This is a genomic window from Hydrosulfovibrio ferrireducens, from assembly GCF_046883345.1.
Lineage (GTDB): Bacteria > Desulfobacterota > Desulfobulbia > Desulfobulbales > Desulfurivibrionaceae > Thiovibrio > Thiovibrio ferrireducens.
In genome coordinates this window covers 82,029-107,541 of the sequence record NZ_JALKCW010000020.1, presented here as the reverse complement: position 1 = coordinate 107,541, position 25,513 = coordinate 82,029, and the positions used below count along the sequence as shown (strand labels likewise).

The 25,513-nt window shown below is 57.5% G+C and carries 17 protein-coding genes; 9 read left to right on the top strand and 8 right to left on the bottom strand.

Annotated elements, in window-relative coordinates:
- Positions 1 to 71: 71 nt before the first annotated feature.
- Positions 72 to 2,660 (bottom strand): ATP-dependent chaperone ClpB, encoded by a 2,589-nt coding sequence (gene clpB, locus MWR57_RS09555; protein WP_423124586.1) that lies wholly within the window; start codon positions 2,658 to 2,660, stop codon positions 72 to 74.
- A 736-nt stretch (positions 2,661 to 3,396) separates the two neighbouring features.
- On the opposite strand from clpB, the gene MWR57_RS09550 reads away from it, so the two are divergent.
- The 4 genes from MWR57_RS09550 (at position 3,397) to MWR57_RS09535 (ending at position 8,310) form a co-directional block, all read left to right on the top strand.
- Positions 3,397 to 4,644 carry an SLC13 family permease gene (locus MWR57_RS09550; protein ID WP_423124585.1) on the top strand — a complete coding sequence of 416 codons (1,248 nt, stop codon included), beginning with the start codon at positions 3,397 to 3,399 and terminating at the stop codon, positions 4,642 to 4,644.
- A 41-nt stretch (positions 4,645 to 4,685) separates the two neighbouring features.
- Positions 4,686 to 6,029: a mechanosensitive ion channel family protein gene (locus tag MWR57_RS09545; RefSeq protein ID WP_423124584.1), complete on the top strand. Its 1,344-nt coding sequence runs from the start codon at positions 4,686 to 4,688 to the stop codon at positions 6,027 to 6,029.
- Positions 6,030 to 6,059: 30 nt separating this feature from the next.
- Positions 6,060 to 6,986 (top strand): ROK family protein, encoded by a 927-nt coding sequence (locus MWR57_RS09540; protein ID WP_423124583.1) that lies wholly within the window; start codon positions 6,060 to 6,062, stop codon positions 6,984 to 6,986.
- A 118-nt stretch (positions 6,987 to 7,104) separates the two neighbouring features.
- Complete coding sequence (locus MWR57_RS09535) at positions 7,105 to 8,310, top strand: cation:proton antiporter (protein WP_423124582.1); 1,206 nt, start codon at positions 7,105 to 7,107, stop codon at positions 8,308 to 8,310.
- 66 nt (positions 8,311 to 8,376) lie between these two features.
- On the opposite strand, the gene MWR57_RS09530 is transcribed toward MWR57_RS09535, so the two are convergent.
- The 5 genes from MWR57_RS09530 to MWR57_RS09510 form a co-directional block, all read right to left on the bottom strand.
- Positions 8,377 to 8,853 carry a BAR domain-containing protein gene (locus MWR57_RS09530; protein WP_423124581.1) on the bottom strand — a complete coding sequence of 159 codons (477 nt, stop codon included), beginning with the start codon at positions 8,851 to 8,853 and terminating at the stop codon, positions 8,377 to 8,379.
- A 19-nt stretch (positions 8,854 to 8,872) separates the two neighbouring features.
- Positions 8,873 to 9,850 (bottom strand): mechanosensitive ion channel family protein, encoded by a 978-nt coding sequence (locus MWR57_RS09525; protein ID WP_423124580.1) that lies wholly within the window; start codon positions 9,848 to 9,850, stop codon positions 8,873 to 8,875.
- Between the two features lie 84 nt (positions 9,851 to 9,934).
- Positions 9,935 to 12,331 carry a sucrose synthase gene (locus tag MWR57_RS09520; protein ID WP_423124579.1) on the bottom strand — a complete coding sequence of 799 codons (2,397 nt, stop codon included), beginning with the start codon at positions 12,329 to 12,331 and terminating at the stop codon, positions 9,935 to 9,937.
- A complete protein-coding gene (locus MWR57_RS09515) occupies positions 12,324 to 14,513 on the bottom strand; it encodes an HAD-IIB family hydrolase (protein WP_423124578.1) in 2,190 nt (729 codons plus the stop codon). The genes MWR57_RS09520 and MWR57_RS09515 overlap by 8 nt, the downstream gene beginning before the upstream one ends.
- Before the next feature lie 318 nt (positions 14,514 to 14,831).
- Complete coding sequence (locus MWR57_RS09510; RefSeq protein WP_423124577.1) at positions 14,832 to 16,241, bottom strand: MBL fold metallo-hydrolase RNA specificity domain-containing protein; 1,410 nt, start codon at positions 16,239 to 16,241, stop codon at positions 14,832 to 14,834.
- A 307-nt stretch (positions 16,242 to 16,548) separates the two neighbouring features.
- On the opposite strand from MWR57_RS09510, the gene MWR57_RS09505 reads away from it, so the two are divergent.
- From MWR57_RS09505 to MWR57_RS09495, 3 genes are read left to right on the top strand one after another with little or no spacing between them, the layout of a single operon-like run.
- Positions 16,549 to 17,244: an HNH endonuclease gene (locus tag MWR57_RS09505; RefSeq protein WP_423124576.1), complete on the top strand. Its 696-nt coding sequence runs from the start codon at positions 16,549 to 16,551 to the stop codon at positions 17,242 to 17,244.
- A 3-nt stretch (positions 17,245 to 17,247) separates the two neighbouring features.
- Entirely contained in the window at positions 17,248 to 17,658 is a 411-nt protein-coding gene (locus MWR57_RS09500; RefSeq protein ID WP_423124575.1) for a hypothetical protein, read from the top strand.
- A complete protein-coding gene (locus tag MWR57_RS09495) occupies positions 17,655 to 17,984 on the top strand; it encodes a hypothetical protein (protein ID WP_423124574.1) in 330 nt (109 codons plus the stop codon). The genes MWR57_RS09500 and MWR57_RS09495 overlap by 4 nt, the downstream gene beginning before the upstream one ends.
- A gap of 174 nt (positions 17,985 to 18,158) precedes the next feature.
- Here MWR57_RS09495 and MWR57_RS09490 read toward each other — a convergent pair whose 3' ends face one another.
- The gene (locus tag MWR57_RS09490; RefSeq protein ID WP_423124573.1) at positions 18,159 to 19,343 is read right to left on the bottom strand and encodes a phosphoglycerate dehydrogenase; all 1,185 of its coding nucleotides are present in this window, start codon (positions 19,341 to 19,343) and stop codon (positions 18,159 to 18,161) included.
- Between the two features lie 340 nt (positions 19,344 to 19,683).
- Positions 19,684 to 20,715: a GGDEF domain-containing protein gene (locus tag MWR57_RS09485; RefSeq protein WP_423124572.1), complete on the bottom strand. Its 1,032-nt coding sequence runs from the start codon at positions 20,713 to 20,715 to the stop codon at positions 19,684 to 19,686.
- Between the two features lie 380 nt (positions 20,716 to 21,095).
- Here MWR57_RS09485 and dinB point away from each other — a divergent pair, with 380 nt between their 5' ends.
- Positions 21,096 to 22,274, top strand: a complete 1,179-nt coding sequence (gene dinB, locus MWR57_RS09480) for a DNA polymerase IV (RefSeq protein WP_423124571.1) — start codon at positions 21,096 to 21,098, stop codon at positions 22,272 to 22,274.
- A gap of 140 nt (positions 22,275 to 22,414) precedes the next feature.
- Positions 22,415 to 25,480, top strand: a complete 3,066-nt coding sequence (locus MWR57_RS09475; protein ID WP_423124570.1) for a hybrid sensor histidine kinase/response regulator — start codon at positions 22,415 to 22,417, stop codon at positions 25,478 to 25,480.
- Positions 25,481 to 25,513 lie beyond the last annotated feature (33 nt).

Below are 25,513 nucleotides of genomic sequence, written 5' to 3'. Positions count from 1 at the left end.
GGGGCGAGGGGCGAGGGGCGAGGGAACTTTTTTCTGCCTTTTGCCTTGCACCTTTAACCTTTAACCTATCTTCATCCCCTGCCGAAGGTAAGCCCTGCCTCGCCCCGATCCACCACGATGGTGTCGCCCTCACCAAAGGTGCCGTCCAGGATCTTCATGGCCAGCCCGTCCTGAACATACCGCTGGATGGCGCGTTTGAGCGGCCTTGCCCCGTAACTCGGGTCGTAGCCCACCTCGATCAGGTACTCCTTGGCCGCGTCGGTCAGGCTGACGCTGAACTTCTGCTCGGCCAGCCGCTGGGTGAGCAGCCCCACCTGGATGTCGATGATCCGGGCAAGATGTTCCTTGCCCAGGGAATGGAAGATGATGATCTCATCGATCCGGTTCAAGAACTCGGGCCGGAACTGGGCATGGAGGATGGCGTCGATCTGGGTCTGCATCTCCGCTCTCCGGCTCTCGCCAAGCTCCATGATCAACTGGCTGCCCAGGTTCGAGGTCATGATCAGGATGGTGTTCTTGAAATCCACGGTCCTGCCCTTGCCGTCGGTCAAGCGGCCGTCGTCCAGGATCTGCAGCAAGACGTTGAACACATCCGGGTGGGCCTTTTCAATCTCGTCAAAAAGGATGACCGAATAGGGCCTGCGCCGCACCGCCTCGGTGAGATAGCCGCCTTCCTCGTAGCCCACATAGCCCGGAGGCGCGCCGATCAGGCGGGAGACCGAATGCTTTTCCATGAACTCGGACATGTCGATCCGGATCATGGCCTTTTCCGTGTCAAAGAGGAAATGGGCCAGGCTCCGGGCCAGCTCGGTTTTGCCCACCCCGGTGGGGCCTAAAAAGATGAAAGAGCCCAGGGGCCGGTTGGGGTCCTGGAGCCCGGCCCGGGCACGCCGCACCGCGTTGGCCACGGCGGTGATCGCCTCGGTCTGGCCCACCACCCGCCGGGCCAGCTCGGTATCGGCATGGACCAGCTTTTCCTTTTCCCCGGAGAGCAAGCGGTCCACCGGGATGCCGGTCCACTTGGCCACCACCTGGGCCACATCCTCTTCATCCACCTCTTCCTTGAGCATCTTGCGATCCTGCTGGATCTCGGCCAAATGGGCATTCTCGGCACCAAGCTGCTTTTCAAGTTCCACGATCTTGCCGTAGCGGATCTCCGCCACCTTGCTGAGATCGCCCTGGCGCTCGGCCTGCTGCTCGGCCACCCGCGCCTCGTCGATATCGCTTTTGACCTTTCGAATCTTCTGGATGATATCCCGTTCCAACTGCCAGTGGCCCTTCATGGCGGTCAGACTCTCGTTCAGCTCGGCCAGCTCCGCCTCGATCTTGGCCAGCCGCTCTTTCGAGCCCACATCACTTTCTTTTCTCAGGGCCTCCCGCTCGATTTCCAGCATGATCCGCTTACGATCCACCTCGTCGATCTCGGTGGGCATGGAATCGATCTCGATCCGCAGACGGGACGCAGCCTCGTCGATGAGGTCGATGGCCTTGTCCGGCAAAAAACGGTCGGTGATGTAGCGGTTGGACAAGGTCGCCGCCGCAACGGTGGCCGAATCCTTGATCCGCACCCCGTGATGGACCTCGTATTTTTCCTTGATCCCGCGCAGGATGGCGATGGTGTCGTCGAGCGACGGCTCCTGCACCAGGACCTGCTGGAAGCGGCGCTCAAAGGCCGCGTCCTTTTCGATGTACTTGCGGTATTCATTCAGGGTGGTGGCGCCGACGCAGTGCAGCTCGCCCCGGGCCAGGGCGGGCTTGAGCATATTGGAGGCGTCCATGGCCCCTTCCGCTGCCCCGGCCCCGACCAGGGTGTGGATCTCGTCGATGAAGAGGATCACCTCGCCGGCCCGTTTCTCCACCTCTTTCAAGACCGCCTTGAGCCGGTCCTCAAATTCGCCCCGGTACTTGGCCCCGGCCACCAGCGCGCCCAGATCGAGGGAGAGCACCTGCTTGTTGCGCAAGGTTTCCGGCACATCGCCGTTGACGATGCGCTGGGCCAGCCCCTCGACAATGGCGGTCTTACCCACGCCTGGCTCGCCGATCAAGACCGGGTTGTTCTTGGTCCGCCGGGAAAGGACCTGGATCACCCTGCGCACCTCGTCATCCCGGCCGATTACCGGGTCGAGCTTGCCTTGCCGGGCAACATCGGTGAGGTTGCGGGCGTATTTCTCCAGGGCCTGGTACTTCTCCTCGGGGTTGGGGTCGGTGACCCGCTGGCTGCCACGGATGGCGACCAGGGCCTGCAAAAAGGCCTCACGGGTTACCCCTTTGCGCTTGAAGGCCTGGGCCGCCGGGGAGTCCTTGTCGTCGAGCACGGCGAGAATCAGATGCTCCAGGCTGACGTACTCGTCCTGCATTTCGCCTGCCACCTTGAAGGCCCGGTCCAGCAGGGCCTGGAACCGTTTTCCGGCATAGGCCTGGGTATAGCCGCCGCCGCTCACCTGGGGCAGCTTGGTCAACAGCGCATCCATCTCCTGCCTCAGCAGACCCGGGTCCACCCCCATCTTCTGCAGAATGGGCACCACCACCCCATCGGGCTGATCAAGAAGAACCCGCATGAGATGCTCGGGCTGGATCTCCTGATGCCCCTTGCTTTGGGCCAGATTCTGGGCAGACTGCACCGCTTCCTGCGATTTCACCGTGAATTTATCGAACTGCATAGCCGTTGCTCCTTAAACAGAAGAAGATGATCAGCCAGGCACCCCCCCGGCCGTGTTCTGCAACTACCGTAAGCTCGCCCCCAGCCGCTGTCAAGGGCGGAAACGTCAAACTTTTGACAGAGGCAATTGCGGCGGATTTGTTGGCTCCTTTGGTAATTCCTAAAGAAATGGGGGAAGGAGTCGTTCTGCAGTTTTTCTTTCTTCTTTTGCGTGCCCAAAAGAAGAAACAAGAAAAAGGCACCCCAGCCAGTCCTGGCCCTGCGGGCTTCCCTTGCTTCTCGACGAGGGCGGGACGCTAAAAAACTCGGGCTTCGCCCTCAAACAGTTTTAGCGTCTTTTTCCGCCCCCGTCTGCGAGGCGCGGCAGGACAAATGGGGGAGAAGAAGAAAATTCCCATTGGCACGCCGCCGAGCACCGGAGAGGCTGCCGAAAAGGGGATTTGCACTGTCTGAGCGCAGCGAGTTTGCAAAGCCCCGGCAGCATCGAGGAGTACCCCATGCGGGGCATAAACTCCGGGCATCCCGCCTTCGGCGGGACAAGTGACACGGGGGCCCTTTCTTTGGTTCGTTTCTTTGGGCAAGCAAAGAAATGAACAAACTGATTTTATTCCGCAGCCCCCAAAAGTTCCAAGGAACCCTTTTTTTACCCATCCACCCCACATACCCTTTGCCTTAACCAAGCCCTCGGGGATATATAAAGCTTGTCCCGTCTTTCAACTCTATCTTCAGGATAGCACATGCCAGATCTTGCCCTGATCATTTTTATTATAACCTATTTCGGCGTGGCCCTCGGCCGGATTCCCGGCCTGATGCTGGACCGGACCGGCATCGCCCTGCTGGGGGCAATCGCCATGATCGCCTGCGGCATCGTGCCGCTCACCGAAGCCATGACCGCCATCGACCTGCCCACCATCATTCTGCTCTATTCGCTGATGGTGCTTTCCGCCCAGCTCCGGTTGGGCGGCTTCTACACCTGGGTCATCAACAGCACCACCGGGATACTGGACCACCCCCGGCTTTTTCTCCTCACCAGCATGCTGACGGCGGCCCTGCTTTCCGCCCTGCTGGCCAATGACATTGTCTGCCTGGCCTTTACCCCGGTCCTCTGCCTCGTCCTGCTCAAGAAGGGGCTCAACCCCTTGCCTTTTCTCCTGGGCCTTGCCGCCGCGAGCAACATCGGCTCCGCCGCCACCATCATCGGCAACCCCCAGAACATGCTGATCGGCCAGGTCGGCCAGTTGCACTTCGGCAGCTTCCTGCTCTGGTGCGGACCGCCAACGCTCATCGCCCTGGCCGGCGCCTACGGTATTCTCTGCCGCACCTACACGGGCCGTTTTGCCATTGCCACGGCTCGCCAAACCGCGGAACAAACACCCGGTTGGCCCGAGCTCGATCGCTGGCAAAGCGGTAAGGGGCTTCTGGCCATGCTGGCCCTGGTTGGGCTGTTCTTCACGCCCATCCCCAGGGAGCTTTCCGCCATCACCGTGGCCGGGATTTTGCTGTGCAGCCGGAAAATGCACTCCCGCCGGATCATGGAACTGGTGGACTGGCACCTGATCACCCTGTTCTGCGCCCTGTTCATCGTGGTCCACGGCATAACCAGCCGCGAGATCCCCCGTCTGCTCATGGAAGCCATGGCCGGACAAGGCTTGACCATCACCAACCTCTTTGCCCTCACCGGAATCTCCACCCTGATGAGCAACCTGGTCAGCAATGTGCCCGCCGCCATGCTCCTGGTCAAGTTCCTCGACCCCGGGGTGCCGGAACAGTGGTACGTTCTCGCCCTGTCCAGCACCTTTGCCGGAAATCTGGTCATCATCGGCAGCATCGCCAATCTCATCGTCATCGAGCAGGCCAGAAAATTCCAGATCGAGATCAGCTTTAAGGAACACGCCAGGGTTGGCATCCCGATTACGCTTTTTTCTCTGCTCATCCTGGTTTTGCTGGTATACTTGCGGTATTCCCTCATGCTCCTGCAGGGATAGCATCCACACCCTTACTCCTCTCTCCCACGGAAACATCCTTTATGAAAAGCCTCTGGCTTTCCGCAATCCGCGAAAAAAAGCTTACAGTGATTCACGACTGGCTGCTCCGGCATGTCCTGACCTACGACAACCTTGCTCAAGCGCTGCTTATCATCGCGGCCCTGCTCATCGCCTTTCTGGTCGGCAACAGAATCAACCGGAAATTTTCCACGCCCGAACTGCCGCAAAAACGTTTCGGCCAATTTCTCGTTGCCGTGCTGCCCTTGGCCACGCCTCTGCTCTGGCTTTTCCTGCAACTGGTTTCGCTGCTGGTCGCCGTGGAAGCCGAGTGGCCGCACAATCTGCTCACCATTGTCGTCCATCTCCTGGCTGCCTGGATTGTTATCCGAACCGCCTCCCTGTTTTTTAACAACACCGCCTGGATCAGATTGATTGCCGTCCTCGCCTGGACCCTTGCCGCCCTCAACATTTTGGATCTGCTGAGACCGACCATCAGTCTGCTCGATCGCTTTGCCCTCAAGTTCGGCGGGCTGCGCCTTTCGCTGCTCACCGTGTTCACAGGTTTCCTGACCCTGGCGCTGCTGCTGTGGGGAGCCCGCCTCCTCTCCCATCTGCTGGAAAAGCGCATCCGGGAAAACTCGACGCTTTCGCCTTCCATCCAGGTGCTGTTCATCAAGCTCTCCAAGATCACCCTCATCACCGCCGCCATCCTGGTAGGGCTGCGGATCGTCGGCCTCGACCTCACCGGCTTCACCATCTTCACCGGCGCGGTGGGCGTGGGCATCGGCTTCGGGTTGCAGAAGATCTTCTCCAACCTGATCAGCGGCATCATCCTCCTGCTGGACAAATCCATCAAGCCCGGCGACGTGATCACCGTGGGCGAGACCTATGGCTGGGTCAACTCCCTGGGCGCCCGCTACACCTCGCTCATTGCCCCGGACGGCAAGGAATTCCTGATCCCCAACGAGGATCTCATCACCCAGCAGGTGGAAAATTGGTCGTTCAGCAACAGCACCGTCTGCCTGATTATTCCGGTGGGCATTTCCTACAACGCGGACGTGCGCAAGGCCATGGCCCTCTGCGAGGAGGCAGCCCGGCAGACGGAGCGGATCATCCAGGATCCGCCGCCCCGATGCCTGCTCGTCGCCTTTGGCGAGAGCTCCGTCGATCTGGAGCTGGGCGCCTGGATCAACGATCCGGCCAACGGGGTCAAGAATGTAAAGAGCGATGTTCTTTTGAAGATCTGGGAAACCTTCCAGAAAGAGGGCATGGAAATCCCCTTTCCGCAACGGGATGTCCACATCAGAACCATGCCGCCCGGCACAGAAGGCATGGCCGGGAAAGCGCCGGAGCCACCCCCTGCCGGCAATACCCTGCCCGGCTAAGGGGTCGAGACACCATCACGGGAGAGTCCCATGCACAAGAGTCTCAAAAATGCGCTGGTGGGAGCAATCGAGGCCGGCGGCACCAAATTCGTCTGCGCGGTGGGCACCTGCCCGCAGGACCTGGACCGGATCGAGTTTCCGTCCGGAGATAGTCCCGAGCACGTCCTTGCCCAGGTCACGGACTGGCTTGGCGAGCAACAACGCCGGCGCGGGAAGCTCCAGGCCATTGGGATCGGCTCCTTCGGCCCAATCGATCTCCACCGGGATTCCCCGACCTACGGACAGATCACCTCGACCCCCAAATCCGGCTGGCGAAACACCGACATTCTCGGCGCGGTGCGCAGGGTATTCCCGGATATCCCCCTGGCCTTCGACACGGATGTGAACGGCGCCGCCCTCGGCGAATTTTACTGGGGCAACGGCGAAGGCCTGCACGATTTCATCTACATCACGATCGGCACGGGCATCGGCGGGGGAGTCATGGTGGGGGGGCAGCTCCTGCACGGACTTGTCCATTCCGAGATGGGACACCTGCGGCTGCCCCGCATTCCGGGCGATGCCTTTGCCGGGGTATGCCCGTTTCATGGCGACTGCTGGGAAGGATTGTGCTCCGGCCCGGCGCTTTTGGCGCGGGCGAAGATGGCGGCGGAAGCGATTCCGCCGGAGCATGAAGCCTGGGACAGGGAGACGCAGTACATTGCCTACGCCGTTGCCAATCTGGTGTGCGTGTTATCCCCCCAACGGGTGATCATCGGCGGCAGCGTCAGAAAGGGCGGGCAGCTTGGCCAGGACCGGTTTTTCCAGATGGTCCGCGCGCGGGTGCGAATCGCCCTGAACGATTACCTCGTTTCCCCACCGCTGCAAGAGGATATCGACCGCTTCATCGTGCCGCCGCTTCTTGGGGATGACGCCGGCATCTGCGGAGCCATCGCCCTGGCCCAACGAGAAATCGCCTAGCCTCTGCCGCACGCGGAGTGCGGAAAGACAGCGGCGTCAGGCAACCCCGGAAAAAACGGCTCTTGGGGAAAGATTTTCATTCAGGCATTTTCGCAAAACCACACGATGAGGCGCATAAATGGACGTTGCTTTCGTTTTTCTCATTGCCGGAATAATCATCATGGCGGGATTCTTCGGCAATGTTTTTTTCGAAAAAACCAAAATATCGGATGTCCTCCTGCTTCTCTGCATCGGCATTTTTCTCGGCCCCGTGCTCGGCCTTATAGAACCGCAGATCCTTGCGCCCTTCGCCGAATATTTCGGCACCCTCGCCCTCATCATCATCCTCTTCGAGGGCGGGATGGACATGGATATTGACAAGCTGCTCAAGGAGTTCGGCACAGCCTCGCTCCTGGTCCTCCTGTCCTTTACCATTTCGACCGTTTCCCTGGCCTGCTTTCTCCATTTTGTTCGGGGCTGGGATCTGCTGCTGAGCCTTCTCCTTGGCGCCATCCTCGGTTGCACCAGCGCCCCGGTGGTCATTCCCATCATCAACAAAATGGGGATCAAGGAGGAAACAAAGACCCTTCTTTCCATCGAATCGGCGCTCAGCGATGTTCTTGCCGTCATCTGCACCATATCCCTGATAGAAATCATCACCCTCGGCTACATCGGGATCAAAACCCCGTTTCGCACCATTTTCAGCTCATTTTCCATCGCCATTGTTTTGGGCCTTGTCGCGGGATTGTTCTGGCTGAAGATTCTCAATCACTTCAGCGCACGAAAATATGCATACATGTTCACCCTGGCGGCGGTGCTCACAACCTTCGGCGCGGTCAGCTTCCTGGGGGGAAGCGGCGCCATGGCGATACTCGTTTTCGGGATAATCCTCGGCAACAGCCATGACTTCAGCAAATTCCTGAAAATCAAGAACACTTCCCTTGTGAACAGCACCATCAAATTCTTCCATGGGGAAATGACCTTTTTCATCAGGACCTTCTTTTTTGTCTACATCGGCATGATGGTTTCCTTTTCCTGGATCGACCTGGACTTCGTGCTGTGCAGTCTCGCCCTGCTCCTTATCATCGTTGTCGTAAGGTATATGAGCGTCGGGGTTACGGTTGCGCTCTACCCGGAAAAAAAGAACGACCGGGGCCTGATGATGTCCATGCTCCCCCGCGGGCTTGCTTCCGCGGTTCTGGCGACCTTGCCGGCATCAGCCAACATCAGGGGCAGCGAATACTTCACGGACCTGACCTTCGCCATCATTATCTTCACCAATCTCATCATGACGGTGGGGGTCTTTGTTGCCGGCAAAAAGGAGCCAACAAAGGGTGGGCATTGAACCCCAACGACTATGATCCCTCCCGGATTTTCCTAAAAAAAGGCTTTCCCGGAAATTCCCCCCACATCATCCCTTGGTTCTTTCGAGCCGGTCTTCCAGTTCACCGATGTAGGCGCTGAGCGTGTTTCCCGACTCTTCTATCGCGGAGCGCAGATCCCGGTCGAGCTGAGCGAGCCTTGCCAGCATGGCCGCCCTCGTTTCAGCGTCCGCATCGGCCTGTTTTTTCAACGCCTCCTCCAGAAACCCGCGCAGTTCCGTGAACCGCGATGCCTCGGCCTGGTCGGCAAGCTCGTGGCAGGCCTGCAATTCCCGTGCGTTCCGGCGCGTGTCGAGCAGCAGCGAAGTCTGCAAATACACCACGAACACCAAGAACAGCACCACGAGAAAGACCGTCATCCCAAGCATGACCAGGCCGAGCGGCGCCTGAATGTTCGCGACCCCCAAGGAAAGCGTGGCCGGCGCCATGAAGGCGCTCCAGTTGAGCGCGGCAAAAGAAGCAATTGCAACCAGGACAATCAGCAAAAACAGTGTACGCACCTTCATTGTGACCACTCTCCTTTTTTTACGTTGTTGCCCAACTTGGCTCTCTCCGGGTATCCCCGGATTCAGGGGACGATACTTCTCCGCTGTTTTCCTCTCTCTTTTTGCGCTCAAGCAGATGCACCGCAAACGGCTTGCTTGCCTCGCCGAAGTAAACGGTCTGATGCGGAAAGGGAATCTCGATGCCCCTGGCGTCAAAAGCCTGCTTGACCCGGCGCAGAAACTCGCGGCCCACCGCCCATTGCTGGATGGGCACGGTTTTGATCCTGCCCTTGATAACCACGGCCGAATTATCCAGCTTGTCCACCCCGAAAATCTCGGGCTCCTCCAGGATCATCGGGCCGAAAACCGCATCCTCTTTCAGCTCCCGCCCGACCTCCTCCAGAATCGTGACCACCGCATCGGTGTTTTCCTTGTAGGCCACCCCGATATCGAAGACATAGGCGGACCATTCCTTGGTGAGATTGCTGAGGCTAGTGACCGCGCCATTGGGAAAGATATGCACCACCCCGCCGAGATCCCGCAGGATGATGGTGCGAAAATTGATCTCTTCCACCAACCCGCCGGTGCCGTTGATGATCGCCACGTCCCCCACCCGGATCTGGTCTTCCAGGATGATGAAAAACCCGGAAATAACATCCCGGACCAGATTCTGGCCGCCGAACCCCACGGCCAGGCCGACGATTCCGGCGCTTGCCAGAATGGGCGCGATTTCAACCCCCACTTCCTTCAGAATCACCAGGCCGACAACCAGCCAGAGGACAACGATCCCCCCCTGCCGGACCAGGAGGATCAGGGTTTCGACCCGTTTCGTATACTCGGTCCGCGCTTCATGGGCGGCCTGGGCCCGCTCATCGAGGCGGTTTTTCAGCCTGCCCAGCAGCTTGTCGAGAAGCGAGCGGAAAAACCAGGCGACAACCACGATGAACAGCAGCCGGAAACTGGTCTGGGCAAGGAGTTTCCAGTCAAAAATTCCCAGATATTCGTTGAGTAAATCCATAACACCGTATCCGTTGGTCCGTTTGCCCCGAAGCAAAGAAGCATCCAGACGGGTTTACAGGCGCTCATTGCGACCCTCCCCTTTTCAGGGTTGGGCAATCGCGGCTGAGCGCTCCTTGATGTAGAGATGATAGAGATGATTCCAGCATTGCCGCATGCGCGCCTTGGCATGTTCCGACTGGGAATACCGCCAAAACCCATGCACCTTGGCAAGCCTGGTTAACTGCCGGCAATAGAGTTCCCAGGTGAAATTGGTCTGGGCCCTTTTTAACCCGGCCTTGGCGATGGTTTGCCAGTATTTGGGATTTTCCGCACAGCCCACAAAAAAATCAGCCAGGGAAGCAGTCATTGCCTCAGGGTTGGTCGGATTGACGAGAAAGCCCGATTTGCCGTGTTCGACGATCTCCACCGGCCCGCCGAACATGGTGACGAAAACCGGCAAACCCGAGTGCATGGCCTCCAGAATGGTCAGGCCGAAGGCCTCGAACAGGGCGGGCTGCACAAAAACCCCCCGGCGATCCGCCATGAGCCGATAGGCTTCGCCGGTGGCTTCCTTGCCCAGCAGCTTGCCGATCCAGCGGACGCTGGAGTGGAGGTCGTACTGCTCGAGCAGCCGGTGCATCTTGCGGATCTCCTCCGCCTCTTCTCCGTCCCGGGAACGCTCCGGGTCCAGGACGCTGGCAATGACGATCAGGTTGGCCCGCGCCCGCAGCTCCCGGTCCTTGCCGTAGGCCTCGACCAGGCCGGTCAGGTTCTTGATCCGGTCCAGCCGGGCAATGGAGAAGATGGGCGGCAGATCCGGGCGGGCCAGACGCCCGAGGCAGTCCGCATCCTCCCGGCTGAACAGGAGGGAATCGAGTTCCCGGCGCAGGTTCTTTTCCCTTCTTTTCTGCTGGGTATGGGGAAAGAAGGTTCCCGGATCAACCCCGGGAGGAATGACGTTGAAGCGGGGATGAAACAGGTTGATGCCGCTGGTCACATTGAGCAGGCCGGGCATGGTGAAAAACTGGTACGACTCATATTGGCCGATGACCTGGTCCGTGCCGATGATCTCCTGGGAGGTGCTGGAAATAATGAAGTCCGCGCAGTTCATGACCATGAGATCCGCCATGAACTGCACGGAAAAATGGTATTCCGCCTCGAAATTTTCCCAATGGAGATCGCTGAAGAGGTACTTGGATTTTTCCAGGGCATGGGCGATATTGCCTTGGGTAACCCCCATGTTCCGGGAAAGCAGCGTGGCCACCAGATTGCCGTCCGAATAGTTGCCCACGATAAGATCGGGCCTGCCGCCGAACTCCCGGCGCAGCTCCGCTTCGACATCGATGGCGAACTGGTCCAGGTACGGCCACACCGTAAAGCGGGAAAGCCAGTGGCCCAGCACCTCGTTGTTTGCTTTCTTGAAGGGCACCCGCAGAATCCAGACATTCTTGGTCTGGTGCACCTTTTCCAGCCGCTGGTTTGAGGTGGTGCCCTCGTTGTCCGGGATGAGCCTGGTGACAATGAGAATCATCGGATCGATATCCAGGCCGGCATGCCTCAAATCATCGGCAAGGAATCGCTCCAAGGCCTTGGCCTGGTCAAGGACATAGACAACCTGCCCGCCGGTGTCCGGACGGCCGAGGACGTTTTCCTGGGCAAACCAGCCGTGCGGCGAGATCAGGGCCACCTTGGAAACCATGGGGATTCTGGCCAGAAACTCTTCCAGGGTTTCCTCGTTGGGCTGCTCGAGAATATCCTGCAGCAGATTCATGGTCTCCAGAATCCGGGCCGGGCTGTTGCCCCAGCCGTCCAAAAATCCGAGGGGCCGCAGCTTGTTCTTCAACCGGACCATGTCGTCGCGGCCGCTGGTTCGCTCCACCGCGTCCATCGCGTATTCCAGGGCGGTTTCCAGCTCCCCGACGTTGCGGATGACACCGCCGTCCAGCAGGAGCTGCACCCCGTGCAGTTGGTGGAGTTTGAGGAATTCATACAGGGCTTTTTGCCATTTTTCCGGCTGGCTGGCCAGGTTGGCGGAAAGGTAGCGGTTGAGATGCCGGATGCCGTGCCCGATGGTATTCGGGTCCTTCAGGCTCGGCCCGTAATCGTAAAACGGCGCGAGATTCAACTCCATGGTTCTCTGCTGCGTTGGCAACCCCGGATTGACAAGCCGCTCCTTGACGGCGAGAAACTCCCGGGCGTTCAGGAGCGACAATGCCTCGCTCTCTTTTTTCATGACAAAAAACCTACAACTGGCTTTCCGGTGGCGGTAGACCACGATTCGCTCCTCCGGCAGACAGAGAATCTCCTGAACCTTGCGCAAAAACCGCCAGGAACCGGGGAGCGTTTCCGCCTTGCCCTGCTCCGTGCTCCAGGCCTCAAAAGCGAGCAGGACGTCGTTGCGGAGCAGGATGGAGGTTTCCGGTACGGGAATGGAAAAAATGAACTCCAGCAGAAAGGGCGCTTCCTGTTCATCGATGAAATTGCTCAGTGCATCAGCCATCGCTTTGTCCTCCGATAAAATCGTAATGAAGCATCCCGTCGATGATTCCGGCCGCATATTCCTTCTTGCTGAAAAAGATCCGCCGCATTCCCCTGAGTTCCTCCAACTCCTTGCTGTAATTGGCCACCACCAGGCCGTTGGTGTCCCCCCGGAGCATGGAGGCGTCGTTGCCGGAATCACCGCAGACCATGACAGCGGCCAGGGGGATATTCCATTTGTAGCTGAGATAGCGGATCGCCTTGCCCTTGGAAGCCCGGTAGGGAAGGATATCGAGAAACTGGCCGTGGGAATAGACGAGATGGTAGCGGATTTTTTTGGTCTGGAGGGTCTGGTGCACCATGGCAAGCAATTCCGGGTCATCCTCCAGGTAGTAGCTGATTTTGAAGGGTTTTTGCTTTTCCGGTTCCTGTATTTCCAGAAAATCCAGGGTCTTCAATCTTTCCCTGATCTCATCCGGCCGCCAGCGATAGGCGATATGACGGTGCCAGCCCTTGTCCGGGGCAAGGGTTGCGCCATAATAAATTTCCGTGCCCACCGAACAGATGAGGATATCCGGCCGATCCACCGCATGTTCTTCAAGGATATGCATGGTTTTTGCCAGACAGCGGCCCGTGGCCACGCCCCAGCAAATATTTCCGGCATTGGCCTTGAGCAGGGCAAGAAGTTCCTTCAGGGAATCGTCATCGCCGATCAGGGTGTTGTCGATGTCGCTGATCAGCATGCGGTTTACCGCGGTGAGCCGTTTGCCGATGGCGGTTTTCCTCCCGCTTGCTTCGGATTGCTGGACAGCCGGCATCTCGGTGAGCACTTTTGCAATGGCCGCAAGGGAGCGCTCGCAATGCGAAGGCCAGGAATAATGGCGCTGCACCCGGTTGATGCCGTTTTGCGAATACCGCTGCCAGAGATCCTTGTCCACCAGGATGCTTTTGCAGGCGGAGGCAATCTCCCGGCTGTTGGTGGGGTCGATCAGAATCCCGTTGTCACAGTTGGCAATGATGTCGGTCGGCCCGCCATCCCGGGTGGCGACAATGGGCAGGCCGCAGGAAGCGGCCTCGATCAGGGTCAGGCCGAAGGGCTCCACCAGTGCGGAATTGACAAAAACCCCGTAGCTGTCGGCACAGAGCCGGTACAACTCGGGAACCTCGATGGAAAAATCGTGCTTTTTGGGAATGGCCAGCTTGCCGTAGAGATCGTAGCGGTCCATGAGAAGCAGCATCTCGGTGAGCACATTGCGCTCGTTCTCCTCCATCTCGGCGATATTTTTCCGGATTCCGGCAAAGATCGCCAGGTTGGCGATGGCCTGTAGTTCCTTGTCCTCGCCGTAGGCCGTGACCAGCCCGGCAATATTCTTGCGCTGGTCCGGCCGGCAAAGAGCCAGGATAAAAGGCTTTTCCGGGGAAACCCAGAAGCGGTGGAGTTCGCGGAGCAACACCACCCTGGCCTGTCTGGTGGTTTCATCCCCCGCATCCGCGTCCAACTGGGGGGCATAGTGGGGGTAGAAGGTTTCCACGTCGATGCCCGGCGGATTCACCTGATACCGTCCCGCCTTGAAATTGGCGTACAGGGAATACTGCTTGTCGATTTCGTGGTTGGTGCTGACGAAAATCTGCTCGGCATCCTTGATGATCCGATCTTCCACCAGAATACGGTGGTCGATATGGCAGCGATGGTTGATTTCCTCGCTGGTCAGCCCTTCTTCAAGCAGGGTCTTTTTCTTGTGGGCCCCCATGGAATGACCGGTGAAGATGAAGGGGGAGCCGAAGATCCGGGCCAATTCGCCGGCAACATAGCCCCCATCGGCGTAATGCCCGTGGAAAACATCGGGCACCCGGCCGAAAGCTTTGATGAACTTGAGGGTCTTGTCCACCATCTCGTCAAGATGGGACCAGAGCAGTTCCTTGCGGATGTATTTCCGGCCGCCGCACTGGATACGGACGATTCTCGCCTTTTCAGAGAGCGGTTCGATGGGCCGGGAATAATCGGAGGAAACAGTTTTATCGGCAATCAGGCGGGTTACGAGATCCACCTGGGCAACCTCCGGATGGGCGGCCAGGGACCGGGCCAGCTCCAGCACATATTTCACCTGGCCGCCCGTATCCGCATCGCGCCCAAGCTCCGGCGAGGTTCCCCTGATCAAACCATGGATACTGAAAAGCTGGAGATACAATCCTGAAGAGTGCATGCGTTACCTCCCAGTCAAACATTTCGCAGCTATCCAGCAAAGGAACATATCCTCCATTTTTCACGTTAAATTGGATAGCTGCATGAGTTGTTGCACAATGGACTCGTTGTGTCATGGAGCTTACAGGCTAACAGGAAAGAAAAAAAATTTCATGCAAGGGGGCAGAGCAGACGCGCGCTACTGCTTGATATTGCAGGGGAAATAAAAATAATTTTTTTTCCGCCCCCCTATTTCGCCCACCCCTTTGGGCGTTATTCAGGTGCCGGACCGCCCCCCACCGGGATTTCGGCAGGGGACCGTTCCGGCACCGAGATGGGGCTATACCTCAAAAGCCTGGTGGGGCTCCGGGATCTCCACCAACGGAAAGCCGAGTTCCGTGCGCAGGCTCTCGGCCAGGGCGTTGGCAGCCTCCTCCTCGCCGTGCACCACAAAGGTGCGGGTTGGTTTCTTGTGCATGGCCTTGGCCCAGGCCAGTAAACCATCCCGGTCGGCATGGCCGCTGAAGCCGGTCAGGGTTTCCACCTTGGCCCTCAGCGGAAATTCCTCGCCAAAGATCCGCACCGTTTCCTGCCTTTCGACAATCCTGCGGCCCAGGGTATTGGGCGCCTGCCAGCCGGTGACCAGAATGGTGTTTTTCTTGTCGCCGATGCGGCTGCGCAGGTGATGCAGGATGCGCCCTGCCTCCATCATGCCGCTGGCGCTGATGATGATGGCTGGCTCCCGCAAAAAATTCAGCTCCTTGGAATCCTCCACGCTCTGGGTATACCGCAGGGTGTCAAAACCAAAGGGATTGCTGTGGTTGTCCTTCAATAAAAATTCCCGGATCTCGCTGTCGTAGGTCTCGGGGTGCAGCCGGAAAATATCCGTAACCCGGGTGGCCAGCGGGCTGTCCACATAGATGGGGACATTGGGGATGTCGCGCTTCAAAAACAGCCTGTGCAAGGCATAGACCAGTTGCTGGGTTCTTCCCACGGCAAAGGCCGGAATCAAGAGCGTCCCGCCCCGCCGGTAGGTCTCATTGACAATCCGCTCCAATTCCTTTTCCGACTCCGGGTACGGCGGATGCTGACGGTTGCCGTAGGTGGACTCCATGATGAGGATATCCGCGCCCTCGCTCAACACGGCCGGATCATTGATGATCGGGATTCCGGCCCGCCCAATATCCCCGCTGAAAACCAGGCGGAGATCGCGATTCTTCTCCTGGTCGTGGATGTCGAGAATCACATTGGCGCTGCCCATCATATGGCCGGCATCCACCAGGGTGAGATGCACGCCGGGCAGGATCTCCCGCTTGCGGTTATAACTGATGCCGACGAACTGGTCCATGGCGACCACGGCATCCTCCTTGGTGTAGAGGGGCTCAAATTCCTTTTGCTTATTCTTTTTGCGCAGCTTGTTGGCAAACTCCACATCCTGCTCCTGGATATGCGCGGCATCCATGAGCATCACCGCGCAGAGGTCGCGGGTGGCCGAGGTGCAGATGATGTCCCCGGTAAACCCTTTCTTGACCAGACAGGGGATATTGCCGGAATGGTCGATATGGGCATGGGAAAGAATCAGGCAGTCAAGATCCTTGCCCGCGCAAAATCCGGTGCGGTTCAATTCAAAGGCCTCCTTGCGCTTGCCCTGGAACAGGCCGCAATCAAGGAGGATGCGTTTGCCGTTGACCTCAAGCAGGTGCTGCGAACCGGTAACGGTTTTCGCCGCGCCGTGGAAGGTAATTTTCATGGTTGTGCTCCCTTGTTGGTTGATGTGCTTTGGTTTCAGCATACAAAACCGGCGGGGGAAACAGAAGAGAAGATTTGGCAAACATGGCTCTGGCGAGGCCCAGGCGGCGAACCATTCCGCCCGTCACCCGATCCTGATTTTTCCCAGCCCGCCTGAAAAGAATATAATTCTTGAATTGCTACATGGTGTCAGGTAGACAGATAACACCCTGGCTAAAATTAGCCGGAACTATATAGCTTGCTCGATAATATTATTGTTAGGCCTCACCATATAGGTCTTGCAATGGCCGAAAAAAAGAACCGCAGTCATGACAATAAGCGACAAATCAATCAAGCTACTTTGGTCGAATGCTGCCGGACGATGTTCTTTTCCGGGTTGCAATATGCGACTCACAGTAGAGCACGCAGCCGAGACTGACCCATACACGCTCGGCGAAATGGCGCACATTAAAGGAAAGAATCCCGGATCAAACAGATATGACAGCAACCAGAGCAGCGAGGAGCGGGATCTTTACCAAAATTTAATCCTACTTTGCCCCAATCATCACACCGAAATTGATAAGCCAGAGAACGAAAGCAAATATTCGGTTGGATGGTTGATGGATGCAAAATCAAAGCACGAACATTGGGTCATTTCGGCACTTACTGAAGAAAAAATAACAACCATTGATCAACTCAAGAATAACATTGCAAGACTGTTGGCTGACAATCATCAAGCATGGTCGAAATACGGGCCAACCTCCCGTCTTGCGCTACAAAATCCAAATAGCGACTCACTTCACCAGCTATGGACATCCGAGCGATTGTCAACAATAGTCCCAAATAATAGAGCCATAGCAAAGCTCTTAAACACTCACCGAATGCTTTTCATACCTAGCGAGCAGTCCATCGTTAGCAAGTTTATGTCGCACGCGAAGAGCTATGAGTTATGGGTTAGCGATGACATCCCATATCAAGCTGTCGAGCGCTTTCCAGTAGAGTTCGATGCACTTATTCGAGGATGAGCCATGCCAGCACATAACAGCACTTTTCCGTGGCTAAGCTACTATGGGCACTACAACTTCTTTGAAGAACGAATGTTCGACCACAGCAAGGTATCCAGCATAGAGCAAATCAATACTGGCCTTTATGATGTTCATCTCACTGATGGCCCGATACTGAGAGTATTTATATGCGAATGTTACGCTTTCGGCGATGCCGACTACCATGAAACAGTTGGAAATTATGGCCCCGTGAATGCTGTGATCATTAGCTCCAATTGGTGTGGCTACGATTTCGACACAAAGCTTGCCAGAATGAAAGAAAAAGTTGGCATATTCGACATCAAAGGGTTCATGGCAGCAATAACTAAGCCAAATTACTGGGAGTACATGACCGAGCACGAAAGGAATATCCTAAAAAGATCCCAGGCATCATGAATCACGTTGACGTCTACGGCTTCGGCTCATTCTTTAACGGTAGCATTGAGTACAGCGACATAGACTTGCTTTTGGTGCATAACGACCGCTCAAAAGAGTCTTGCGCCCTTGCTATAAGTTGCAAGCGCGAACTTCGGAGCATGCTAGAAAATCTTCATATAACGATGCTATCAAAACAAGCGGAGCTGTCTTTTTCATTCGTGGAGACTGCACGCGCCCAGCACCTTGGGCGTATTGAGGTGGTCATTGACGGTCAAAGCATTAAGAAAATAGTAGCGTCAATCCAAGCGTACTCTATGCCTCATATAGGCTCCGAGAATAAATAAATCGATTCAACACAAAAAGTGCAGCTTCGTAGGTCGGGTAGAGGAACGAAACCCGACGTTTAAACGACAACATCATCCACACCCCGACTGAAAATTGTCGGGTTTCGCTTTGCTCTACCCGACCTACGAAATACGGGCCGCGAATCGTTACCCCATACCCATATCAGAACACCCTCAACCCGCAAAAGAGATCGTCCTGGTCCGGATCACCCCCGGATGCGCTTCGATCTCCGCCACCAGTGCCTGCGGGATCTCCGATTCCAGGTCGATAATGTTGTAGCCGATGGTGCCGTTGGACTCGTTGAGGTAGCTGGCGATATTGATGCCGCTGGCGCCGATGGCTTGGGAGGCAAAGCCGATCATACCCGGGATGTCGCGGTTGATCATGATGAAGCGGGTGTGCACGTTGGCGGCGGGCACCAGTTCGGCGGAGGGAAAATTGACGCTGTGGGTGATGGCGCCGTATTCCAGATAGCCGCGCAGCTCCAAGGCTGCCATGCAAGCGCATTGCTCCTCCGACTCCTCGGTGCTGGCCCCCAGATGCGGGGTGACGATGATCCGCGGATGCCCGAGGGTGGCGACGGAGGGGAAATCGGTGATGTAGGCGGCCAACCGGCCGTTGGTCAGGGCAGCAAGCACCGCCTGTTCGTCGACAATGGGACCCCGCGCATAGTTGATCAGGATCGCTCCCGCAGGCAGCCGCTTGAGCAGCTCTTCGTTCACCATCCCCCTGGTTTTCTCGTTGAGCGGGGTGTGTACCGTGAGGATCTCGCTCTTGCCCACCATTTCATGGAGGGAGCGGGAGAGGGCGACCTCCGGGGAAAGATGGTGGATATTCTCCAGGGCCGGGATGGGATCAAAACCGGCCACCCGCATCTGCCGCGTGATGCCGCCATTGGCCACCCGGATGCCGATCTTCCCCAGACCCAGGACACCCAGGGTTTTCCCGGCCAGCTCAAATCCCTTGAAGGCGGATTTCTCCTGCTCGATGCGGCTGGCAATCTCCTGGTCGGTCAGACCGGCCAGCCCTTGGGCAAAGGCGAAGCTGCGATGGATGTTGCGCGCCTGGATTCCCAGCATGACGAAGACCAGCTCGGCCACGGCGTTGGCATTGGCGCCGGGGGTGTTGAAGATGCAGATCCCCTGCTCGCTGGCCTTGGCCACCGTGATGTTGTTGACCCCGGCCCCGGCCCGGGCCACGGCGAGCAGTGAGGGATAGTCCGCCGTATCCACCCGCCCGCTGCGCACCAAAATGCCGTGCGGGTCCGGTTCGTCCGCGCTTACCTGAAACCGCTCCGCAAGAAGGGCCAGCCCTTCCGGGGCGAGTTTATTGAGCACCCTGATCCGGTAACCTGTCATGCTCCCTCCTTGTCTGCCCGGTGTAATTCCATTTCTAAATCAAGAGCTAACTCACGCAACTCGTTCGGAGAAACAATCTCCCCTCCCTCGGAGTCTACGCTTACCTGACGGGAGGGGTTGGGGGTGGGTGAAGTTGCAACCTGCTGATTCCATGGCTACTTCCCCCCTCTCCCTAACCCTCCCCCCCCAAGGGGGAGGGAATTTTTGGAAAAGACACTTTTGGTTTAGAAATAGAATAACGCCAATAAAAAAGGCCATGGTTGATTGTAGCAGATTTCCCCTCTGCTCCAATCAACCATGGCCTTTTTTTACCATTATTATTACGAGGTCTTGCAGAGAGTTACGCTTCCTCCACGCACACCCGGCAACGCCCGGTCTTTTTCGCCTGGTAGAGCACTTCATCGGCCCGCTGCAGCCACTCGTCCTTGCTCATTTCCGGACTCCACTGGACAAGGCCGATGCTCACCCCGAGCCTGCTGCCGTCCCCGGCATTGAGTTCAAGGCCGTCAACAGCACCGCACAGCCGTTCGGCCAACAACCTGGCCGGCTCAAGGGCGGTATCCGGCAAAACCAGGACAAACTCGTCCCCGCCCATGCGCACCAAAAGATCGCTGTTGCGCACCATCCGGGTCAAGGTCTTGGCCACCATCTGCAAGGCGTTATCGCCTGCGGCATGCCCCAGGGTGTCATTGATCTGCTTGAAATGGTCCAAATCCATGCTGGCCACGGTTATGGGCCGGTTGTGGCGACGGGCGGTTTCCAGCATGGAGCCGATGCGCTCCTCAAAGACCCTGCGGTTGTCAAGACCGGTGAGCATATCCCTTCTGGCCTGGGCAAACAGATCCTCATACATAAGGGCGCGCTGCAGGGGCTCGCCGAGAATCTCCAGTGCGTCCTCAAGGATCTTGGCTTCCTCTGTTTCAATGCAGGTCCCCCGACGCAGCAGCATCAGGCACGCCTCGTTGGCGGCAGCCGGATCAGCGCCAAAGGACATCTGCCATTGCTGCACGAAAAACGGGCCCCATTCACAGCAGGAGCCATCCAACTGACAATCGATCTTCTCAAAAACCTCTTCGGCGGTCTGCATGGCAAGACGCCGTTCCGGTCCGTGGCACGAACAGATAATATGCACCCGGCTCCGGTCAAGGCTGCGGTAGGCGATCAGATCGTGCTCAACCAGGGGCATCAGCCACACGGAAAAAGCCTCGATCATGCCCTGCAGGTCGGTGGCGCCGGCCAGTCTGCCGTGCAACTCGTTGACCTGTTTTAACCACTCCGATTGGCGGCGGTAGCGATCAAGCTCGACCATCAGATGGTCAAGGTTCATCGGCCCTGTCATTTCCCTATCAGAGAGAGAGATTGCGGTGTTCATTGCAACGGCTCCTTTCATTGAAAAGATTGTTTAGAAAGAATCTATGCCATTTTCATGCCAGACCGTCGAAACATTCTTCTCCAAAGCCTTACCCCGCAAGGGCGGACGCAAAAAATATTCAGTATAATATTGAAATTACTTAATAAATAAAAACGAAATCCCAAGGCGCACAAAGGCCCGGCAACAGATCCTCCCCACGCGCAGAGGGAAAAATTTTCCCCTTTACCCTGTCGGCATAATGACACCCGGCCGACCTTGCCGCCATGTTCACGACACTTTGTTCCGCCCCCGAGCAATCGTTTTCTTGCATCTGCACACCAAGGGGATATCATGCATACAACAATCCCACCCAGCTCATGCCAGGGAGTAACCCCGCACCCATGCCGACCCCAGACAGCCGCCGCATCATCCATCTCGACATGGATGCCTTTTATGCCTCGGTCGAGATTCTCGACAATCCAGCCCTCCGGGGGTTGCCCGTGGTGGTGGGCGGCGACTCCAACCGCGGGGTGGTGTGCGCCGCCTCCTACGAAGCGCGGAAATTCGGAGTCCACTCCGCCCTGCCCATCCTCACCGCCAGAAAACTCTGCCCGCAGGGGGTGTTTCTCCCGGTCCGCATGGCCCGGTACCAGGAGATTTCCCGCCGGATCATGGAAATCTTCCTGCGCTTCACCCCGCTGGTGGAGCCCCTCTCCCTGGACGAGGCGTTTCTGGATGTCACGGCCAGCCAGAGCCTGATGGGCACGGCTGAGGATATTGCCAAACAGATCAGAAAACTGGTCCGGGAAACCATCGGCCTCACCGTCTCGGCCGGGGTTGGGACTTCAAAACTGGTGGCCAAGATCGCCTCGGATCTCAACAAACCCGATGGCCTGACCATTGTGCCGCCAGGCCAGGAAGAACTTTTTTTGGCCCCCTTGCCCATCGGTCGGTTGTGGGGGGTGGGCCGGACCACCCGGGAGGCGCTGGCCCTGATCGGGGTAAAAACCATCGGCGATCTAAGCCGCATGCCCCCAGCCATCCTTATTGCCAAATTCGGCAAGGCCGGACTCATGCTGCATGAATCAGCCCGGGGCATCGACCACCGCCCGGTGGAATCGAGGCAGGAGACCAAGTCCATCGGCCACGAAGAAACATTTACGGAAGATCTGCGCGATAAAAAAAGGCTCGAACAGGAACTGCTGGCCCTGTGCTGCAAAGTGGGCAAACGGGTGCGGGATAAGGGCTTGGTTGGCAAAACCGTCACCATCAAGGTCAAATACCGGGATTTCGTGCAGGTGACCCGTTCGCTCACCCTGGCCGAACCAGTGGCGGACGACACATCCCTCTACCAGACGGGGCGGATGCTGCTTGCCAAAACCGAGATCACCCTGCGCCCCATCCGCTTACTGGGGATATCCCTTGCAAACCTGAGCCCGGCCGAGGCTTCAGGCCAGTTGTCCCTGTTCGATGACAACCGGGCCCGGCGCAGGAAAGACTCTCTTTACCGGGCCTTGGACGCCATCAATGACCGCTACGGAAAGGACGCCATCCTCCCGGCCACGCTGGTGGACGGTTGAGACAGCACCACAAGGCCGCGAAATTACCGAGAGACCCATTTTCCGGAGATTAAGATTGTCCCGGCTTCCCCTCCTGTGCGATACTATCCTTGCCTCCTGATTTCTTGCCATTGCCCCATTCAGGAAAAGGATCGGTTCCCATGAAGCGCTTGCCAGCATGCCAATCTCTACACCGTGCGGCCCTTTCTCTCCTCATCGCCTGCGCCACGCTCGGTTGCCTGCTGACCGGACCGAAAACCTTATCGGCGCAAGACAACCCAAACCGGCCACATATCCTCATCCTCAACTCCTACCACCCCGGTTATCTCTGGTCCGACGGCGAACAGGCCGGGATTTTGGAAACGCTGCACGCCCAGCTCCCTGAGGCGCAGTTTCACATCGAATACCTCGACACCAAGAACTTCCCCAAGCCCGAGCATTACAGCCATGTGTTTGGAACCCTTGCCTACAAATACAAGGACGCCCAATTCTCCGTCATCCTTGCCGCGGACAACGCGGCCCTTGAGTTCCTCGCCCAATTCGGCAAACCGCTTTTCGGCAACACCCCCATGGTTTTTTGCGGGGTCAGCAATTTCTCCCCGGACCTTCTCGGCGACCTCGACGCCATCACCGGCATTGTCGAGCGGCATGATGTGCGCTCCACCATCGCCGCCATGCTGCGCCTGCATCCTGCGGCACAGGAGATTTACGTCGTGGTGGACACCACCTTGACCGGCAAGGAGCAGCGCAAGATTACCGAGGCCGCGCTCCCTGATTTAAAAAAGAAGATCAAGACGACCTTCACGGAAAATCTCTCCATCGAAGAGGTGCTGCAACAGACAAGGAATCTGCCCCCTTCCACCCTGGTGCTCATCCTGAGCTTTGCCAGGGACAAAAACGGCAGAATTTTTGACCTGCCGGAGTTGGCCCGACTGGTCAGCAACAATTCCCCTGCGCCGGTCTATGTCATCCAGGAGGAGCGCATGGGCGCTGGCGTGGTGGGCGGATATCTCCTGGGGGGCAAGGCACATGGAGCCCAGGCCGCGCAACTGGCGCTGCGTATCCTGGCCGGCGAATCGGCGGCTTCTATTCCCATTGTGACCGAGCCACCGGTACAGCCCATGTTCGACTTCCTCCAGCTCAAGCGCTTTGGCCTCAAGACCTCGGCCCTGCCCCAAGGCAGTATCGTCATCAACCAACCGGTCAGCCTGTATGAAAATTACCGGGTGGAAATATGGTGCCTTGTGGGCTTTGTCTTTTTGCAGCTCTGTGCCATAGGGGGTTTGCTCACCAATATCCAAAAAAAAAGGCAAGCCGAAAAAACATTGGGCCAGCATCGCCTCATGCTCAGGCAGGTTCTGGACATGACCCCCCAATCCATTTTCTGGAAAGACCGAGAGGGCGTCTATCTGGGGTGCAATGCGGTATTTGCCAAGGCCATCGGGCTGGATGATCCGGAACAGATCAAGGGCAAAACCGATTTCGATCTGCCCTGGCCAACGGAGGAAGCCGAGGCATACCGGGCCGATGACCAGGAGGTCATCACATCCAACCGGACCAAGCGGTCCATCATCGAACCGTTGCAACAGGCCAACGGCTCCCGGATCTGGATCGACACCACCAAGGTGCCGCTGCAAGACAAACAGGGCCGAGTGTATGGCGTGCTCGGGGTCTATGAAGACGTCACCGAAAAAAAGAAGCGGGAGGAGCAGCTCTATCTGGCGCAGTTTACCATCGACAGTGCCAAGGACAGCATCTTCCTGATCGATGAAAAGGCAGGTTTCCATTTGGTCAACACAGGCGCCTGCCGGCGTCTCGGCTATTCCAAGGAAGAACTTCTTGCCCTGCGGGTTTTTGATATCGACCCCGCCTTCCCACCGGGAAAATGGCCGGAACACTGGCAAGAACTCATGGAGAAAGGCTCCGCAACCCTTGAAACCGTGCACCGCACCAAGGAAGGCAAGGACTTTCCGGTGGAGGTGAGCGCCACCCGCGTCATCTATAACGACAAGATATACGATTGCGCCTTTGCCCGCGATATCAGCGACCGGAACTGCGCAGAGGGGGAACGGCAGAGACTGGAAATCCAACTCCGTCAGTCCCAAAAGATGGAGGCCATCGGCACCCTGGCCGGCGGCATCGCCCACGACTTCAATAATATTCTCTCCATCATCCTCGGGTATACCGAATTGGCCATGATGGAGGGTAACGACCCGGAAAAACAGCGGCAGGAACTCGATCAGGTCCTGAAGGGAGCAGAGCGGGCAAAGGAGCTTGTGCAGCAAATCCTGGCCTTCAGCCGCAAAACCGAGCACCAAAAGCAGCCCCTACAGATCTCGCTGATAGCCAAGGAGGCGCTGAAGATGCTGCGCGCCTCCGTCCCCACCACCATCGAGATCAAGCACAATATCAACTCCGAGGGGACAGTGCTGGCGGATCCCACCCAAATCCATCAGGTTATCATGAATCTCTGCACCAATGCTTACCATGCCATGCGGGAAACCGGAGGGATTCTCACGATTTCCCTGGATGAGGTGGAGCTGGGGATGGAAGAATACAGGTATGCCGAGGTAAAGCCAGGCCGATATCTCCGGCTCGAGGTACACGACACCGGGTGCGGCATTCCTCAGGAGATACGAAACAAGATCTTCGAGCCCTATTTCACCACCAAGAAACAGGGCGAGGGGACCGGCATGGGACTTGCCGTGGTGCACGGCATCATCACAAGCCATCACGGCCATCTTACCGTGCACAGCGAGGTGGGTAAAGGCACGAGCGTCCACGTCTACCTGCCGATGGCCGAACAAAAGGCGGTGCCGCTAGCGGAAAAGAAAGTTGCTGAAAACCTGCTTGGGCATGGAGAGCGGATTCTGGTTGTTGATGATGAGGAACAGATTTGCGATTATCTCGGTCTGGCCTTGCAAAACCACGGATACCAAGTCTCGGTTTTCCCCACTGGCGTGGAGGCATGGCGCGAATTTGCAAAACAACCCAGCCGATTTGACCTGGTGGTCACGGACATGACCATGCCGTACATGACGGGCGCCGAGTTTTCCCAGAAGGTCCTTTCCCTCCGGCCTGACATTCCGGTTATTCTCTGCACCGGACACAGTGCCCTGATTGACAGGCAAAAAGCACGGGCCATGGGGATATGCGACTATCTGAACAAACCGGTGACACAGCACGAGCTTCTTGAGGCGATCCAAAACAACCTGCCCAAAAAATAACCGGGATGTCAGGCCGTTAACGCCCGCCGGTTC